This is a genomic window from Mesorhizobium sp. NZP2077 (genome assembly GCF_013170805.1).
GTDB lineage: Bacteria > Pseudomonadota > Alphaproteobacteria > Rhizobiales > Rhizobiaceae > Mesorhizobium.
In genome coordinates, this window is sequence record NZ_CP051293.1 from 7,254,491 (window position 1) to 7,270,374 (window position 15,884).

A 15,884-nucleotide genomic window follows, 5' to 3' on the forward strand; every position below is an offset into this window, starting at 1 on the left:
GGTGCCGCGTCCATCAACCAGGGAGAGTTTAAGTGAAAATCATCAAGACACTGGCCGCAGTCGCGGCGCTTGGCATCGCTGCCATGACCTATTCGGCGCACGCAGCCGACAAGGGTCTTGTCGGCGTGCTGATGCCGACCAAGACTTCGCAGCGCTGGATCAACGACGGCGATGCCGTCAAGTCCCAGCTCGAGGCTCTCGGCTATACCGTTGACCTGCAGTATGCGCAGGACGACATCCCCAACCAGCTCAGCCAGCTGGAAAACGAAATTACCAAGGGCCCGAAGGCGCTGATCATCGCCTCGATCGACGGCACCACGCTCTCGGATGCGCTGCAGAAGGCCGCTGATGCGGGCGTCGTCGTCGTCGCCTATGACCGCCTGATCAAGAAGACCAAGAATGTCGACTACTACACCACGTTCGACAATTTCGGCGTAGGCGTGATCCAGGCGAATTCGCTGGTCAAGGGCCTCAAGGAGCGCTTCCCGAACACCAAGCCATGGAACGTTGAACTGTTCGGCGGCTCGCCCGACGACAACAACGCGTTCTTCTTCTACAATGGTGCGATTTCTGTCCTGCAGCCGCTGATCGACGACGGCTCGATCAAGATTAAGTCCGGCCAGATGGGCATGGACAAGGTCGGCACGCTGCGCTGGCTGGCGGCAACCGCCCAGGCGCGCATGGACAACCTGCTCTCCGCCAACTACTCGGACGGCAGCCGCGTCGACGGCGTTCTGTCGCCCTATGACGGCCTGTCGCGCGGTATCACCGCCTCGCTGCGCGCCGTTGGCTACGGCACGGCCGCTCAGCCCTGGCCGATCGTGACCGGCCAGGACGCCGAGACCGCCTCGGTCAAGCTGATCATCACGGGTGAGCAGTACTCGACCGTGTTCAAGGACACCCGCGACCTGGCCAAGGCCACTGTCGGTCTGGTTGACAAGGTGCTGTCGGGCGGCAAGCCCGACGGCCTCGACACCAAGACCTACAACAACGACGTCAAGGTCGTTCCTTCGATCCTGTTGACGCCGCATGAGGTCGACAAGACGAACTACCAGAAGCTGGTCGTCGACTCCGGCTACATCAAGGCCGAAGACCTGAAGTAATCTCGGTTACAAAGACAGGGGTCCTGCGCAACGCAGGGCCCCTTTTCGTTCACCAGCGAGCCCGGTATTGTTACCGACCTCGCCGGCAGTGTTTGCCGACCTCTCAAGGAGCGGTAGTTCCCATGGCCTCGACGATTTTGGAGATGCGCGACATCACCAAGACCTTCCCCGGCGTGAAGGCGCTGTCGAACGTCAACCTCAGCGTCGAGGAAGGCGAGATCCACGCCGTGGTCGGCGAGAACGGCGCGGGCAAATCGACGCTGATGAAGGTGCTGTCGGGTGTCTATCCCTCCGGCACCTATGACGGCCAGATCATTTTTCAGGGCCAGGAATGCCAGTTCAAGGGCATCCAGGACAGCGAACACAAGGGTATCGTCATCATCCACCAGGAGCTTGCTCTGGTGCCGATGCTGTCGATCGCCGAAAATATCTTCCTTGGCAACGAGCACGCGAAATACGGCGTCATCGACTGGGACGCCAACGAGCAGCGCACCAGCGCGCTGTTGAAAAAGGTAGGCCTCAAGGAAGACCCCAAGACGCTGATCACCAATATCGGCGTCGGCAAGCAGCAGCTGGTCGAGATCGCCAAGGCGCTGAGCAAGGAAGTGAAGCTGCTGATCCTTGACGAACCGACGGCGTCCCTCAGCGAAAAGGACAGCCAGGCGCTGCTCGATCTGCTGCTCGAATTCAAGCGCCAAGGCATGACCTCGATCCTGATCTCGCACAAGCTCAACGAGATCAACCGGGTCGCCGACAAGGTCACCGTCATTCGTGACGGGCGTACCATCGAGACACTGGCCAAGAAGGACATCTCGGAAGACCGCATCATCACCTCGATGGTCGGGCGCTCGCTCGACGACCGCTATCCGCCGCGCGAGCCTCACATCGGCGAGGTCGTGTTCGAGGTGAAGAACTGGTCGGTCTACCACCCGATCCACGCCGAGCGGCAGGTGATCAAAGGCATCGACATCAACGTGCGCAAAGGCGAGGTGGTCGGCATTGCCGGACTGATGGGCGCCGGCCGCACCGAATTCGCCATGAGCCTGTTTGGCCGCTCCTATGGCCGCCGCATCACCGGCGAGGTGCTGCTCAAGGGCAAGCCGATCGATGTCTCCTCGGTGAGCAAGGCGGTCCAACACGGCATTGCCTACGTGACCGAGGACCGCAAGACCTACGGTCTCAACCTGATCGACCATATCAAGCACAACATCACGCTCGCCAATCTCGGCGGCGTGTCGCGCCACAGCGTCATCGACGATTTGCGCGAGCTCTCCGTTGCCAACGACTATCGCAAGAAGACCAATATCCGCGCGTCCAGCGTCTACCAGTTGACAGGCAATCTTTCGGGCGGCAACCAGCAGAAGGTGGTGCTGTCGAAATGGCTGTTCGCCGACCCGGAAGTGCTGATCCTCGACGAGCCGACGCGCGGCATCGATGTCGGCGCCAAGTACGAAATCTACACGATCATCGCGCGGCTTGCCTCGGAGGGTAAGGCGATCGTGGTCATCTCGTCGGAAATGCCGGAATTGTTGGGGATCACCGACCGCATCTACGTCATGAACGAAGGCCGCATCGTGGGCGAAATGCCGGCGGCGGACGCGAGCCAGGAAAAAATAATGCGCGCCATCGTTCGCGGAGAAGGAAAAGCAGCATGAGCACCGAAAGCGCCCCCGCCCCGCAGGGCAACGTCGCCGAAGAGCAGCGTCCACGCATTGCCGTCTCGGCGCTGACGACGAACCTGCGCGAATACGGTTTGATCATCGCGCTGATCGTCATCATGCTGTTCTTCCAGTTCACCACGTCGGGAACGCTGTTCAAGCCGGTCAACCTCAGCAATTTGGTGCAGCAGAACTCCTTCATCATCGTGATGGCGCTGGGCATGCTGCTGGTCATCGTTTCCGGCTATATCGACCTCAGCGTCGGATCGGTCGCCGGTTTCATCGGCGCGCTGGCGGCGAACATGATGGTCATATGGCAGCTCGGACCGCTCAGCAATCCGCTGGTGGTTTCGATCGTCTGCCTGATCGTCGGCGGCCTGATCGGCGCGGCGCAAGGCTACTGGATCGCCTATCACCGAATACCGAGCTTCATCGTCACGCTGGCCGGCATGCTGATCTTCCGCGGCATATGCCAGGCGCTGTTGGGCGGCGGATCCTCGGTCGGTCCGCTTCCCGACGACTTCAAAATGCTCAGCTCGGGCTTCATCCCGGATGTCATCGGCCCACTGACGCTGATCCCGCCGACGGTGAATGCGGCCGGCAAGACCATCATGGGCAGCGGCCTGACGCTGCATATGACGACGATCGTCCTCGGCCTGATCGCCGTGCTGGCCTATGCCTATTTCGGGGTGAGGACGCGTCGCAAGCGCGAGCGCCATGGCTATGAGGCCGAGCCGTTCCCGCTGTTCATCGTCAAGACGCTGGTCGCCAGCGCGCTGGCGCTGTTCCTGGTCTATGAGTTCGCCAGCTACAGGGGCCTGCCGGTGGTGCTGCTCGTCATGGGCGTGCTGATCTCGCTGTTCGTCTTCGTCACCAAGCGCATGACCATCGGCCGCCGCATCTACGCCATGGGCGGCAATCCCAAGGCGGCGCAACTGTCGGGCATCAACACCGAGCGGCTGACGTTGATGGTGTTCATCAACATGGGCGTGCTGTCGGCGCTCGGCGGCCTGATCATCGCGGCGCGCCTTGGCCAGGCCGTGCCGGCGGCGGGTCTGGGCTCAGAGCTCGACGTCATTGCCGCCGTCTTCATCGGCGGCGCCTCGGCGATGGGCGGTGTCGGCCAGGTCATCGGCGCGGTGGTTGGCGGCTTCATCATGGGCGTGATGAACAACGGGATGTCGATCATGGGCGTCAATGTCGACTGGCAACAGGTGGTCAAAGGGCTGGTTCTGCTCGGCGCCGTGATCTTCGACGTCTACAACAAGAACAAGGCCTGACAGCAGCAATTCCAGGAAAACTGCATCGCGGTTTTCCACAGGAATTGCATGGAAAGAAAATACTGGGGGCGGGTCGAACCGCTCCGGCGAGGCAACGAGGAAGGCATACGGGTCTAGATCGCGATGCTGCCGGCAAATCGTCGGCATCAAGAAGTCCCCTCGGGGATCAAGCCCGCGAGCGCAATCCGGACGAAGAATTTCACCCGTGGCGCGGCGAGGTCCGAGCCGCGCAGGTCAGGGTTTGCCGACAGGCAACCAGGCCAAGACACATGAGAGAGGACTGATCATGCTGATCTCGCAGATTCTCGACGACGCCGAGACCATCCGTGTCGTTGCCCGCAATGGCGGCAAGACCCGGATCATCAACGGCGCCCGCAGCGTTTACTCGCTGGCGATGGAGGCTGCCCGCACCGGCGTCGGCCTGATCGCGCTAATCGAGCGCAAGGGGCTTGGCGAGACGGTCGATCTTGACGCCGCCTACAAGAAGGGGCGGCTGTTGTCGCCGATCAACCATCCCGATCCGGCACACCTGCATCTCACCGGCACCGGACTGACGCATCTCGGCTCGGCGGCGACGCGCGATTCCATGCACAAGAAGCTCAGCACCGATGGCGAGGAGCAGCTCACCGATTCCATGAAGATGTTCCGCATGGGCCTGGAAGGCGGCAAACCCGCCAAAGGCCAGGTCGGCGTGCAGCCGGAATGGTTCTACAAGGGCAACGGCACGATGGCCGTGGCGCCGGGTGCCGCACTCCTGTCACCGGCCTTCGCCAAGGACGCCGGCGAGGAACCTGAGGTCGCCGGCATCTATGTCATCGGCGACGACGGCGCTCCGTTCCGTGTGGGCTTCACGCTGTCGAACGAATTCTCGGACCATGTGACAGAGCGCGTGAACTATCTCTTCCTCGCCCATTCCAAGCTGCGCAATGCCTCGTTCGGACCGGAGATCCTGATCGGCGACCTGCCTTCCGACATCCGCGGCACGTCGCGCATCGTGCGCGACGGCAACACGCTGTGGGAGAAGCCGTTCCTGTCGGGCGAAGCGAACATGTCGCACACCATCGCCAATCTCGAACACCATCACTTCAAATATTCGGCGTTCCGCCAGCCAGGCGACGTGCATGTGCACATGTTCGGTACGGCGACACTGTCGTTCGCCGACGGCGTCAAGACCGAGGCCGGCGACGTGTTCGAGATCGAGGCCGGGGATTTCGGCCTGCCGCTGCGCAACCCGCTTGAGATTGAGCAGCCGGTGAAGGTGGCAGTGAAGGCGCTGTGAGTAGATGATCTCCCCCTCGTGGGGGAGATCGGCCGCCTCAGCGTGCAGCGCGGAAATGCTTGGACAGCTTCAGGCCCTGGGCCTGGTAGTTGGAGCCTAGATCGGTGCCGTAGAGCGCCTGCGGCCGCTTCTGCATATGCTCGTAGACCAACCGGCCGACGATCTGGCCATGGTCGAGGATGAACGGCACTTCGTGGCTGCGCACTTCGAGCACCGCCCGGCTCCCGGTGCCGCCGGACGCCGAGTGGCCGAAGCCCGGATCGAAAAACCCGGCATAGTGGACACGGAATTCGCCGACCAGTGGATCGAAGGGCGTCATCTCGGCCGCATAGAGCGGCGGCACATGCACCGCTTCCTGGCTGACGAGGATGTAGAATTCATCCGGATCGAGCACGAGTTCGCCGGCACCACTCTTGTGGATCGGTTCCCAGAAATCGACGACATCCTGCGCGGCCCGCTTGTCGACATCGACGAGGCCGGTGTGATGCTTGCCGCGATAGCCGACCAGCCCGTCGCTGTCGCCATTGAGGTCGATCGACAGCGCGATGCCGCCGCCGGAAATATTCGGCGGCTCGGTGGCGACCAGCATCTCGGCGCGGTGCAGGTCATGCAACTCCGCTTCTGACAGCAGTGCGTTGCCGGTACGGAAGCGGATCTGCGACAGGCGCGAGCCGGTGCGCACGACGATCGGGAAGGTTCGCGGGCTGACTTCCAGGTAGAGCGGACCGTTGTAGCCGGCGGCGATCTTGTCGAACTCGTGGCCGCGGTCGGTCATGACGCGGGTGAAAATGTCGAGCCGTCCGGTCGAGCTCTTCGGATTGGCGGAGGCCGAAATCTCGGCCGGCAATGCCAGGCTTTCGAGAAGCGGCACGATGTAGACGCAGCCGGTTTCCAGCACCGCGCCTTCGGCCAGATTGATCTCGTGCAGCTTCAGCCGGTCGAGCTTTTCCGAAACCTTGTGGTTGGGGCCGGGCAGGAACGAGGCGCGCACCCGCCAGGCCTTGTCACCGAGCCTCAGATCCAGGCTTGCCGGCTGGATCTGGTCGGTGTCGAGCGCGCGCGACGACTTCAGCGCGCCGGACTGGAACAGCGCCGCAATGTCCTGATCGGGAAGGATGCCTGTCTGCCGCAAAGCTCCACTCCTGGGCCGTTGGTACAACCCTCTTAATCAAGCCGGCAATTGACGCAAGCGCGGCGCGGGTCTAAAGGATCGTTATCCCGTGGTGATTTGGCCGGTCGGCTTGCAGCCACGTTAAACAAGTCGCTAAAGGACCGTTGGCCGCGAGGCCGTATGGACCGGTTGCGACTTTCGCGGCCGGTTTTTTTGTGTCTGGAACAAAAGCAATGAACAGCAAGAAGCGCAACTGGAAGCCTCAGACAGCCCTCGTGCATGGCGGAACCCTGCGTTCCCAATTCGGCGAGACCTCCGAAGCGATGTACCTGACCCAGGGCTATGTCTACGAAACGGCACAGGCCGCTGAAGCCCGTTTCAAAGGCGAGGAGCCCGGCTTCATCTATTCGCGCTACGCCAACCCGACCGTCGACATGTTCGAAAAGCGCATGTGCGCGCTCGAAGGCGCCGAGGATGCGCGCGCCACGGCATCGGGCATGGCCGCGGTGACGGCGGCCATGCTGTGCAGCGTCAAGGCCGGCGACCATATCGTGGCGGCGCGCGCGCTGTTCGGCTCCTGCCGCTGGGTGGTCGAGACGCTGGCGCCGCGCTACGGCATCGAGGCGACGCTGGTCGACGGCACCGACATCGCCAACTGGGAAAAGGCGGTCAGGCCCAACACAAAACTGTTCTTCCTGGAAAGCCCGACCAACCCGACGCTGGAAGTGGTCGACATATCAGCCGTCGCCTCGCTGGCCAACTCGATCGGCGCGCGGCTCGTGGTCGACAATGTCTTCGCCACGCCTTTGCAGCAGAAGCCGTTGCAGCTCGGCGCCCACATCGTCGTCTATTCGGCGACCAAGCACATCGATGGCCAGGGGCGCTGCCTGGGCGGTGTCATCCTGTCCGACAAGAAGTGGATCGACGAGAATTTGCACGACTATTTCCGCCACACCGGCCCCAGCCTGTCGCCGTTCAATGCCTGGACACTGCTCAAGGGCCTGGAGACGCTGCCGCTGCGCGTGCGCCAGCAGACGGAGAGTGCCGGCAAGATCGCCGACTTCCTCGCCGAGCAGCCGCAGATTGCCCGCGTCATCTATCCCGGCCGCGCCGACCACCCGCAGGCCGATATCGTCAAGAAGCAGATGTCGGGCGGTTCGACGCTGATCTGCCTCGACGTCAAGGGCGGCAAGCAGGCCGCCTTCGCCTTGCAGAACGCGCTCGACATCGTGCTGATCTCGAACAATCTCGGCGATGCCAAGAGCCTGATCACCCATCCGGCGACGACCACGCACAAGAATTTGAGCGACGAGGCTCGCGCCGAACTCGGCATCGGGCCAGGTACGCTCAGGCTGTCGGTCGGTCTGGAGGACACCGACGATCTTCTGGAAGACATCGCGCAGGCGCTGAAGGCCGCAAAATAGAACCAGTCGAGGCAGCTTTCGTCCGCGCCGCGATCAGGCGCGCGACGGCGTCTCTTCCAGTTCGGCGGCCTTGGTGCCGATGGTCATCGCGTTGCCGCGCCAGTCGACAGCGCCGCCAAGCCAGCCGCGAGCCCACATGATTGGAAGCATCAAGTCTCGCGCAATCATCGCCGCGACCATGCGCGGCGACAGGTGCCAGCCCTTGGACCAGGCCAGGACACATTCAGGAAGATAGAAGGTCGCCAGCACGGCGATGGCCGTCAGCGGCAGGCTGAAGCCGGCACTTGCCGCCGCAACCAGTGCGAGCAGCAGCGGCACCACCGCGCCGGTCAGGATTTCGGGTGCGAAGAACAGCGGGAAGGTGACGCGGCGCAGGCGCGCCCAGCGGGCCTGGCGCGACCAGATCTCGCCAAGCCTGCGTCGGCCGAGCGGCTGTTCGAAGGGCGCTGCGACGAGATTGACGCGCAGGCCAAGACCATTGACCAGCTTGGTAGCGGCGGCGTCCTCGGCGATTTCGGCGGCCAGAGCGCGGATGCCGCCATTGGCGCCCAGCATCGGCTTGTTCCACAACATGCTCTTGCCCTGGGCAAAGCCGAGGCCGAGCGCCTCGCCGGCATACTGCCAACGGGCTTGCAGTGTGTTGAGGAAGGCGCATTCGACCTCGGCCCAGAACCCGTCCGGCCGCGAGCCGATCGGTGTCGAGCAGACAAGGCCGGTATCCGGCCGCCACGCCGCCATCAGATGCTGGACGTAGTCTCTTGGCATCAGCACGTTGGAGTCGGCCAGGATGACCCAGTCATGGCGCGCGGCTTCCCAACCCTTGACGCAATTGTTGAGCTTGGGATTGGCGCTGACGCGATCGTCCCCGATCAACAGCCGGGCTGGCACTTTTGGAAAGCGGCCAATGGCGGCGCGGATCAATCTGACCACCGGATCGTCGGCATGGGCGACGCAGAAGATCAGCTCGTAGCGCGGCCAGTCGAGCGAGAAGGCGCGCTCCAGCGTCTCCTGCGTGAACGGCTCGACACCGCGCGACGGTATGACAATCGACACCGCCGGCGACTTGCCGGCACGCCGTGCGATGGTCGTGCGCCGTTTCAGCTGTGAAGCGGCGAGCAGGATACTGGCAACGTTTGAAAGGACAAGGGCAGTCGAAAGCGAGGCGGCTATGAGAGTGAGTTCCATCGAGATCTGGTCACTCCAGGAGAGACGGCCTGCATCGTGGCCGTTTTCAGCAGTTCGACAGAGCGCCGAGTCGCCCGGTGCCTGCACACCACCATTGTCGTGTGTCACTTAAATGACATTCTTTGCCGGCACCTGCGTTTCAAGACCAGGCGCGACAAGACGCGCACGTTGACCTGCTCGCCGGGAGCGCCGAAAGGTTCTGTTTGTTGCATGACCTCTGGACAAACGGAAACCCGTTTGTCCGGGAAAACCGGTTCCCACTTTTCGGGATCATGCTTGAGATTGTTTTGGAGCCGCTTATGTACCGCGCCGTGACGCGCAACATCGAAGTGCAGGTCAGGCCGTTCTATCTCGAGGATCGCTCTGATCCTTCCGAGAACCGCTATGTCTGGGGCTATCAGATAACGATCGACAACCAGTCGGACGAATTCGTGCAGCTTCTGTCGCGCTATTGGCACATCACCGACGGTGCCGGCCGGGTCGAGGAAGTGCGCGGCCCCGGCGTCGTCGGCGACCAGCCCGAACTCAATCCCGGCGACAGCTATCAGTACACGTCCGGCTGCCCGCTCTCGACGCCGTCAGGCATCATGGTCGGGCGCTACACGATGCGCAACAAGCGGGGCGAGACTTTCGATATCGCCATCCCGGCGTTTTCGCTGGATCTGCCGGGGACGAGGCGGACGGTGAATTAGGGTCTTTCTCCCCGTCACTAATACGGGGAGAAAGGATTCCTCACTGCGCCGCGAATTCCGCCGGATCGAAGTCGTACTGCGTCGAGCAGAATTCGCAGGCGACATGGATGCCGCCATCCTCGGTGCTGTCCTTGATCTCCTGCGCGGAAAAACCCTCGAGGATGCCGCGGATCTTGTCGCGCGAGCATGAGCACTGGTCGGCGACGGGGACGCCGCCGAAGACGCGCACGCCATGCTCGTGGAACAGGCGATAGAGCAGCCGCTCGGCGCCGATCGTCGGATCGATCAGCTCGGTCGGCTCGATCGTGCCGAGCAGCGCCAACAGTTCCTGCCAGGAATTGTCGGCCGGATCGTGGATCTCCTCGCGCGGATCGCCATCGCCGCCGGGCAGGTCCGGAACGCGCATGCGCTCGGGTGACTGCGGCAGGAACTGCGCCAGGATGCCGCCGGCGCGCCACTGTTCGCGCGCGCCGCCAGGACCTGGCGTCAACAGCTTGGCAACCGAGAGCCGGATATCCGTCGGGATCTGTTCCGACTGGCGGAAATAGGTGCGCGCCGCGTCCTCCAGCGTTTCGCCGTCGAGCTGGACGATGCCCTGATAGCGTTGCGTATGGGCGCCCTGGTCGATAGTCAACGCCAGCACGCCGCTGCCGAGCAGCGTCTGCTGGGACGTTTCGCCCGCCGCGACCAAAGCCTCCAGCCGGTCGGCGTCAAAGCGTGCATAGGCGCGCAATGCCGAGGGCGTCGAGAAATCCGCCACCAGCATGTCGACCGGCCCGTCGGTGCGGGTCTGCAGGATGAACTTGCCCTCGAACTTGAGCGAGGTGCCGAGCAGCACCGTCAGCACGCAGGCTTCCGCCAGCAGGCGGGCAACCGGTTCGGGATAATCGTGGCGGCTGAGGATTGCGTCGAGCATCGGCCCGAGCTGCACTGTGCGGCCGCGCACATCGAGCGGGCCGACCTCGAACGGGACCACATGGTCGTCGCCGGCATAGCCGAACTCGCCGAGTTTGGGGTGATGTTCAGTCACTTGATGCATTTCCAACATGACAAAGCTCCAGGGCGCGGCCATGCGACCCGGAGAGGCACATGCGTCCAAACGCGCTTGATTTGCGTGATGCGGCGCAGATAGGCATCGCGCCCCCGCAGATCAAGCGCCCAAACACCAGGCGAGCACCGCCTTCTGGGCGTGGAGCCGGTTCTCGGCCTCGTCGAAGACCACCGAATGCGGGCCGTCGATGACTTCGTCCGTCACTTCCTCGCCGCGATGCGCCGGCAGGCAGTGCATGAACAGCGCGTCCGGCTTGGCATGCGCCATCAGCTTGGCATTGACCTGGTAGGGCGAGAAGACGTTGTGGCCGCGGGCGCGATGCTCCTGGCCCATCGACACCCAGCAATCGGTGACGATGCAGTCGGCCTGGTCGACGGCTTCCTCGGGCGAGCGGGTGAAGTGCAGCTTGCCGCCATGCGCCTTGGACCAGTCGATATGCTTCTGCGCCGGCTCGCTGCCTTCGGGCACGGCGACGTTGAGGTTGAAGCGGAACCTTGCCGAGGCCTCGAGCAGCGAATGCAGCACATTGTTGCCGTCGCCGGTCCAGGCGATGGTCTTGCCGGCCACCGGACCGCGATGCTCCTCGAAGGTCATGATGTCGGCCATCAACTGGCATGGATGGGTGTCGTCCGTCAGTCCATTGATCACCGGAACGGTCGCATTCTCGGTCAGTTCCAGCAGCCGCTCATGCGAGGTGGTGCGGATCATGATGGCATCGACATAGCGCGACAGCACCTTGGCGGTATCGGCGATGGTTTCGGAGCGGCCGAGCTGCATTTCGGTGCCGGTCAGCATGATGGTCTCGCCGCCAAGCTGGCGCATGCCGACGTCGAAGGAGACGCGTGTGCGCGTAGACGGCTTGTCGAAGATCATCGCCAGCACCTTGCCTTCGAGCGGCCTGGTCCGCTCGCCGGCCTTGAGGCGTGCCTTTCGCACCACTGCGTCGTCCAGCATGAAGCGCAGGTCGCCCTCGGAAACGGTAGAGAGATCGGTGAAATGGCGAACTGACATCAGCAATATTCCGGAATTACTTCGCGGCCGCCGCGGCTATGGCATCCGCCAGGCCTTTGGCACCAGCGCGGATGCGATTGAGCGCTTCGTGGATCTCGGCATCGGTGACGGTGAGCGGCGGCAGCAAGCGGATGACATTGTCGCCGGCCGGAACCGCCAGCAAATGCTGGTCGCGCAGTGCCATGTTCACCTTGGTGTTGGGCATGACGCATTTGAGGCCAAGCATCAGGCCGGTGCCCCTGATGTCTTCGATGACGTCGGGAAACTCGTCGGCTATCGCCGCCAGACCCTGCTTCATCAGCAATGCCTTGCGCTGGACGTCTTCGAGGAAGCCGTCTGCCAGCACCACATCGAGCACGGCGTTGCCGACCGCCATCGCCAGCGGGTTGCCGCCGAAGGTGGTGCCGTGCACGCCCGACGTCATGCCGACCACGGCCTCGTCGGTGGCCAGACAGGCGCCCATCGGGAAGCCGCCGCCAATACCCTTGGCGATCGCCATGATGTCGGGCGTCACGCCCGTCCATTCGTGCGCGAACAGCTTGCCGGTGCGGCCGATGCCGCACTGGACCTCGTCGAAGATCAACAGCAGGCCGTGCTGGTCGCAGAGCTGGCGCAGCCGCTTAAGTGACTGCGTCGGCACCGGGCGGATGCCGCCCTCGCCCTGCACCGGCTCGATCAGGATCGCGGCGGTTTCCGGTGTGATCGCCTTCTCGGCGGCATCGATGTCGTCGAAGCCGACCTGGTCGAAGCCTTCGACCTTGGGGCCGAAGCCTTCGAGATATTTGTACTGGCCGCCGGCCGCGATGGTCGCCAGCGTGCGGCCATGGAAGGCGCCTTCGAAGGTGATGACGCGGAAGCGCTCGGGATGCCCTTTGACGAAGTGGTAGCGCCGCGCCGTCTTGATCGCGCATTCCAGCGCCTCGGCGCCGGAATTGGTGAAGAACACCTTGTCGGCGAAGGTAGCATCAGCCAGGCGCTCGCCAAGCCGGCTCTGCCCCGGAATCTCATAGAGATTGGAGACGTGCCAGAGTTTTGCCGCCTGCTCGGTGAGAGCCGCGACCAGATGCGGATGGCTGTGGCCGAGCGAATTGACCGCGATACCGCCGGCGAAATCGAGATATCGCTCGCCCTTGTCGGTAACCAGCCAGGTGCCTTCCCCGTGGTCGAAGGCCAGGGGTGCGCGAGCAAAGGTCTCGTAAAGCGCCGAACCGCTCATTATATGCGTCTCCGGTACCGGAAAATCAAAAAAGCCGCCAAAGCGGCGGCCTGTGCGGCTTATCGGGTTTTTCGGCCATGAAGTCAACGAAAACGTCGCGTAGTGGCGCGCGGCAAGCACTCCGACAAGACTCCGGCTCATCAGCGACCGGGCAAGTTGGGGAAAACCGAAAAAACCGATTCGTGTTGCACTTGAGACTCTTGTCACCGAGTCAGCGCATAGAGTAGTTGTAGGCGAGAAATAACTAGATTTCGTGCGGCGGACCTAATCACTAGATATATGTGGTGTCTGCCCCAGCAGTGGTGCTGGGTCGGGAATGGATTCCGATTGCCGCACGCTTAGCAGGAGCGCGGTCTCATGAACTGGACTGACGAGCGGGTCGAACTTCTCAGAAAACTGTGGTCGGAGGGTCTGAGCGCAAGCCAGATTGCTGCCCAGCTTGGCGGGGTCAGCCGCAATGCCGTCATCGGCAAGGTGCACCGCCTGAAGCTGTCGGGCCGTGGTCGCGCAACGGCGACGCCGGCACGCCAGAAGAAGACGGCTCAGGGGTCGACCGTTCAGAAATCGGTGGCGCGCGCCGCAAGCACGGCACGCCACGTCACCACTTCGATCGGCGCAACGGCCTTGCAGACCCAGTTCGATGCCGAGCCGGTGACACGCCATCATTACATCCGCCCGGTCGAGAACGTCGTGGTGCCAGTGTCAAAGCATCTGCACCTCGTCGAGCTGACCGAGCGCACCTGCAAATGGCCGAACGGCGATCCGCTGTCGGAAGACTTCAATTTCTGCGGCAACGAGGCCGCCGAAACCGGCCCCTACTGCAAGTATCACGCCCGCGTGGCCTTCCAGCCGGCAGCGGAGCGGAGGCGGAATCGCTAAGCGATTAGCGATTAGCGATTAGCGAATAGCGAATAGCGAATAGCGAATAGGGAGTAGCGAATAGGAACGGCTTGGCTTCTATGACTGGGAGCAAGCCGTTTTTTGTTGCTATTCGCTACTCCCTATTCGCCATTCGCTCTCTTTCACAGCCACCCATTCTTGCGAAACCGCCAATAGAGAAACGAGCAGATCAGCGCGATGACGGTGAGCACCATTGGGTAACCATATTGCAGCTTCAGTTCCGGCATGTCGGTGAAGTTCATGCCGTAGATGCCGGCGAATGCTGTCGGCACCGCCAGGATGGCCGCCCAGGAGGCGAGTTTCTTCGAGATCGCCGTTTCCTGGCTCTGGCCGACCAGCAGGCTGGCCTCAAACGCGAACGCCAGCACCTCGCGCAAACTGTCGATCTTTTCCTGGACGGTGCGGATGTGGTCGGTCACATCGCGGAACAGCGGATGCATGGCAGTGTGGATCTGCGGCAGGTCGGCGCTGGTCAGCCGGCGGCAGACCTCCACCAGCGGAAGTGCTGCATTGCGCAGGCGCAGGAGATCGCGGCGCAGCATGTAAAGCCGTTCGATGTCGGGGCCGGTCATCGGCTTCAAAAGGACCTTGTCCTCGATCGCCTCGACCTCGTCCTCGATCTGCTCGAGCACCGGCATGTAATTGTCGACGATGAAGTCGAGAATGGCATAGAGGACGAAATCCTCGCCCTTGGCGAGCGAATGCGGGCAGCTTTCCCAGTGCTGGCGCACGGCGGCGTAGGATGTCGACGGGCCGTGCCTGACGCTGACGATGTAGCCCGATCCTACGAACAGATGCGTCTCGCCGAAAGTCACCCGTCCTTCGATCAGCTGCGCGGTGCGAGCGACGATGAACAGCGCGTCGCCATATTGCTCGATCTTCGGCCGCTGGTGCGGATGCTCGGCATCCTCGATCGCAAGCTCATGCAGATGGAATTGCGCCTGGACGCGCAGCAGGAGTTCACGGTCGGGCTCAAGCAGCCCGATCCAGACGACGTGTCCCGATTTCTTGGCCCATTCGCCGGCTTCCTCGATCGGAATGTCGGCGATACGCCGCCCCGCCGTATAGACACTGCAGGCGATGATGCCTGATGTCGGCGCCGCGGGCTTGAACTCTCGGACATATTCCATCGCAGCCTCCGGAAAGCACGGCCTTCATCAAGGCCCGAGAAGCTTAACGTCGGGATAGTTTAGCGCAATATGATCAAGCGTTCGAGAGGAAGTTCATTGCGCCGGCTGCGTTGCCGAAAGGCTGATCTTGTCCGTCTTGTCGCCCTTCGGCCGGTCGGCGGGCATCTGGTCGCCGGTGACGATGTAGTAGATGGTCTCGGCGATGTTGGTGGCATGATCGCCGATGCGCTCGATGTTCTTGGCGCAAAACAGAAGATGCGTGCAGGGCGTGATGTTGCGCGGATCTTCCATCATGTAGGTCAGCAATTCGCGAAACAGCGACGTGTACATGGCGTCGATCTGATCATCGCGGTCGCGCACGAAGCCGATCTTGTCGACCGAGCGCGAGGCGTAGACGTCGAGAACTTCCTTAAGCTGGGTCAGCGCCAGATTGGCCAGGGCCTCCAGGCCACGGAACAGGCTGGTCGGCTGGCGTCCATCGATGACGGCGACCACGCGCTTGGCAACGTTCTTGCCGAGATCGCCGACCCGTTCAAGATCGGCGGAAATGCGGATGGCGCCGACGATCTCGCGCAGGTCGGTCGCCATCGGCTGGCGCTTGGCAATGATGATGATTGCCTTGTCGTCGATCTCGCGCTGCCCTTCGTCGAGCATGGCGTCGTCGCGGATGACCTTCTGGGCCAATCCCGGATCGGCATTGACGAGAGCAGCGACCGCCTGCTCGACCATGCGCTCGGCATGACCGCCCATCGCGGCGATGCGCTTGGACAGATACTTCAGCTCCTCGTCATAGGCGCTCATGATGTGCACGGACTGCATGGATGAAATGCCTTCCCACGGGTTC

General features: G+C 62.7%; 14 protein-coding genes and 1 riboswitch. Of the genes, 7 read left to right on the forward strand and 7 right to left on the reverse strand.

Annotated features, from left to right (window positions below; all coding sequences use genetic code 11):
* The first annotated feature begins 32 nt into the window (after window positions 1-32).
* The 4 genes from chvE to araD1 all read left to right on the forward strand — a co-directional run bounded on the left by chvE (window position 33) and on the right by araD1 (window position 5,320).
* Window positions 33-1,103 (forward strand): multiple monosaccharide ABC transporter substrate-binding protein, encoded by a 1,071-nt coding sequence (gene chvE, locus HGP13_RS35550; protein WP_172234515.1) that lies wholly within the window; start codon window positions 33-35, stop codon window positions 1,101-1,103.
* A gap of 122 nt (window positions 1,104-1,225) precedes the next feature.
* A complete protein-coding gene (mmsA, locus tag HGP13_RS35555; protein WP_172234516.1) occupies window positions 1,226-2,758 on the forward strand; it encodes a multiple monosaccharide ABC transporter ATP-binding protein in 1,533 nt (510 codons plus the stop codon).
* Window positions 2,755-4,041 (forward strand): multiple monosaccharide ABC transporter permease, encoded by a 1,287-nt coding sequence (gene mmsB / locus HGP13_RS35560; protein ID WP_172234517.1) that lies wholly within the window; start codon window positions 2,755-2,757, stop codon window positions 4,039-4,041. The genes mmsA and mmsB overlap by 4 nt, the downstream gene beginning before the upstream one ends.
* A gap of 286 nt (window positions 4,042-4,327) precedes the next feature.
* Window positions 4,328-5,320 (forward strand): AraD1 family protein, encoded by a 993-nt coding sequence (gene araD1 / locus HGP13_RS35565; protein WP_172234518.1) that lies wholly within the window; start codon window positions 4,328-4,330, stop codon window positions 5,318-5,320.
* 37 nt (window positions 5,321-5,357) lie between these two features.
* Here the strand turns inward: araD1 and HGP13_RS35570 are convergent, their stop codons facing one another.
* The gene (locus tag HGP13_RS35570) at window positions 5,358-6,452 is read right to left on the reverse strand and encodes a 2'-deoxycytidine 5'-triphosphate deaminase (RefSeq protein ID WP_172234519.1); all 1,095 of its coding nucleotides are present in this window, start codon (window positions 6,450-6,452) and stop codon (window positions 5,358-5,360) included.
* A gap of 78 nt (window positions 6,453-6,530) precedes the next feature.
* Window positions 6,531-6,608, forward strand: a riboswitch (SAM riboswitch).
* 56 nt (window positions 6,609-6,664) lie between these two features.
* On the opposite strand from HGP13_RS35570, the gene HGP13_RS35575 reads away from it, so the two are divergent.
* Entirely contained in the window at window positions 6,665-7,855 is a 1,191-nt protein-coding gene (locus HGP13_RS35575; RefSeq protein WP_172234520.1) for an O-succinylhomoserine sulfhydrylase, read from the forward strand.
* Window positions 7,856-7,888: 33 nt separating this feature from the next.
* Here the strand turns inward: HGP13_RS35575 and HGP13_RS35580 are convergent, their stop codons facing one another.
* Window positions 7,889-9,040 (reverse strand): ceramide glucosyltransferase, encoded by a 1,152-nt coding sequence (locus tag HGP13_RS35580; RefSeq protein ID WP_172234521.1) that lies wholly within the window; start codon window positions 9,038-9,040, stop codon window positions 7,889-7,891.
* Window positions 9,041-9,339: 299 nt separating this feature from the next.
* Here HGP13_RS35580 and apaG point away from each other — a divergent pair, with 299 nt between their 5' ends.
* Window positions 9,340-9,732 carry a Co2+/Mg2+ efflux protein ApaG gene (gene apaG, locus HGP13_RS35585; protein ID WP_027146773.1) on the forward strand — a complete coding sequence of 131 codons (393 nt, stop codon included), beginning with the start codon at window positions 9,340-9,342 and terminating at the stop codon, window positions 9,730-9,732.
* 40 nt (window positions 9,733-9,772) lie between these two features.
* On the opposite strand, the gene HGP13_RS35590 is transcribed toward apaG, so the two are convergent.
* The 3 genes from HGP13_RS35590 to HGP13_RS35600 all read right to left on the reverse strand — a co-directional run bounded on the left by HGP13_RS35590 (window position 9,773) and on the right by HGP13_RS35600 (window position 13,010).
* Complete coding sequence (locus HGP13_RS35590) at window positions 9,773-10,804, reverse strand: Hsp33 family molecular chaperone (RefSeq protein WP_172234522.1); 1,032 nt, start codon at window positions 10,802-10,804, stop codon at window positions 9,773-9,775.
* A 78-nt stretch (window positions 10,805-10,882) separates the two neighbouring features.
* Window positions 10,883-11,794 (reverse strand): ornithine carbamoyltransferase, encoded by a 912-nt coding sequence (gene argF / locus HGP13_RS35595; protein WP_172234523.1) that lies wholly within the window; start codon window positions 11,792-11,794, stop codon window positions 10,883-10,885.
* Between the two features lie 16 nt (window positions 11,795-11,810).
* Entirely contained in the window at window positions 11,811-13,010 is a 1,200-nt protein-coding gene (locus HGP13_RS35600; RefSeq protein WP_172234524.1) for an aspartate aminotransferase family protein, read from the reverse strand.
* A 357-nt stretch (window positions 13,011-13,367) separates the two neighbouring features.
* Between HGP13_RS35600 and HGP13_RS35605 the strand changes: the two genes are divergently transcribed.
* Window positions 13,368-13,889, forward strand: coding sequence for a GcrA family cell cycle regulator (locus HGP13_RS35605; RefSeq protein ID WP_172234525.1), 522 nt, complete (start codon window positions 13,368-13,370; stop codon window positions 13,887-13,889).
* Window positions 13,890-14,032: 143 nt separating this feature from the next.
* Here the strand turns inward: HGP13_RS35605 and HGP13_RS35610 are convergent, their stop codons facing one another.
* Window positions 14,033-15,040, reverse strand: coding sequence for a magnesium and cobalt transport protein CorA (locus HGP13_RS35610; RefSeq protein ID WP_172234526.1), 1,008 nt, complete (start codon window positions 15,038-15,040; stop codon window positions 14,033-14,035).
* A 93-nt stretch (window positions 15,041-15,133) separates the two neighbouring features.
* The gene (gene phoU, locus HGP13_RS35615; RefSeq protein WP_172234527.1) at window positions 15,134-15,859 is read right to left on the reverse strand and encodes a phosphate signaling complex protein PhoU; all 726 of its coding nucleotides are present in this window, start codon (window positions 15,857-15,859) and stop codon (window positions 15,134-15,136) included.
* Between the last annotated feature and the right edge of the window lie 25 nt (window positions 15,860-15,884).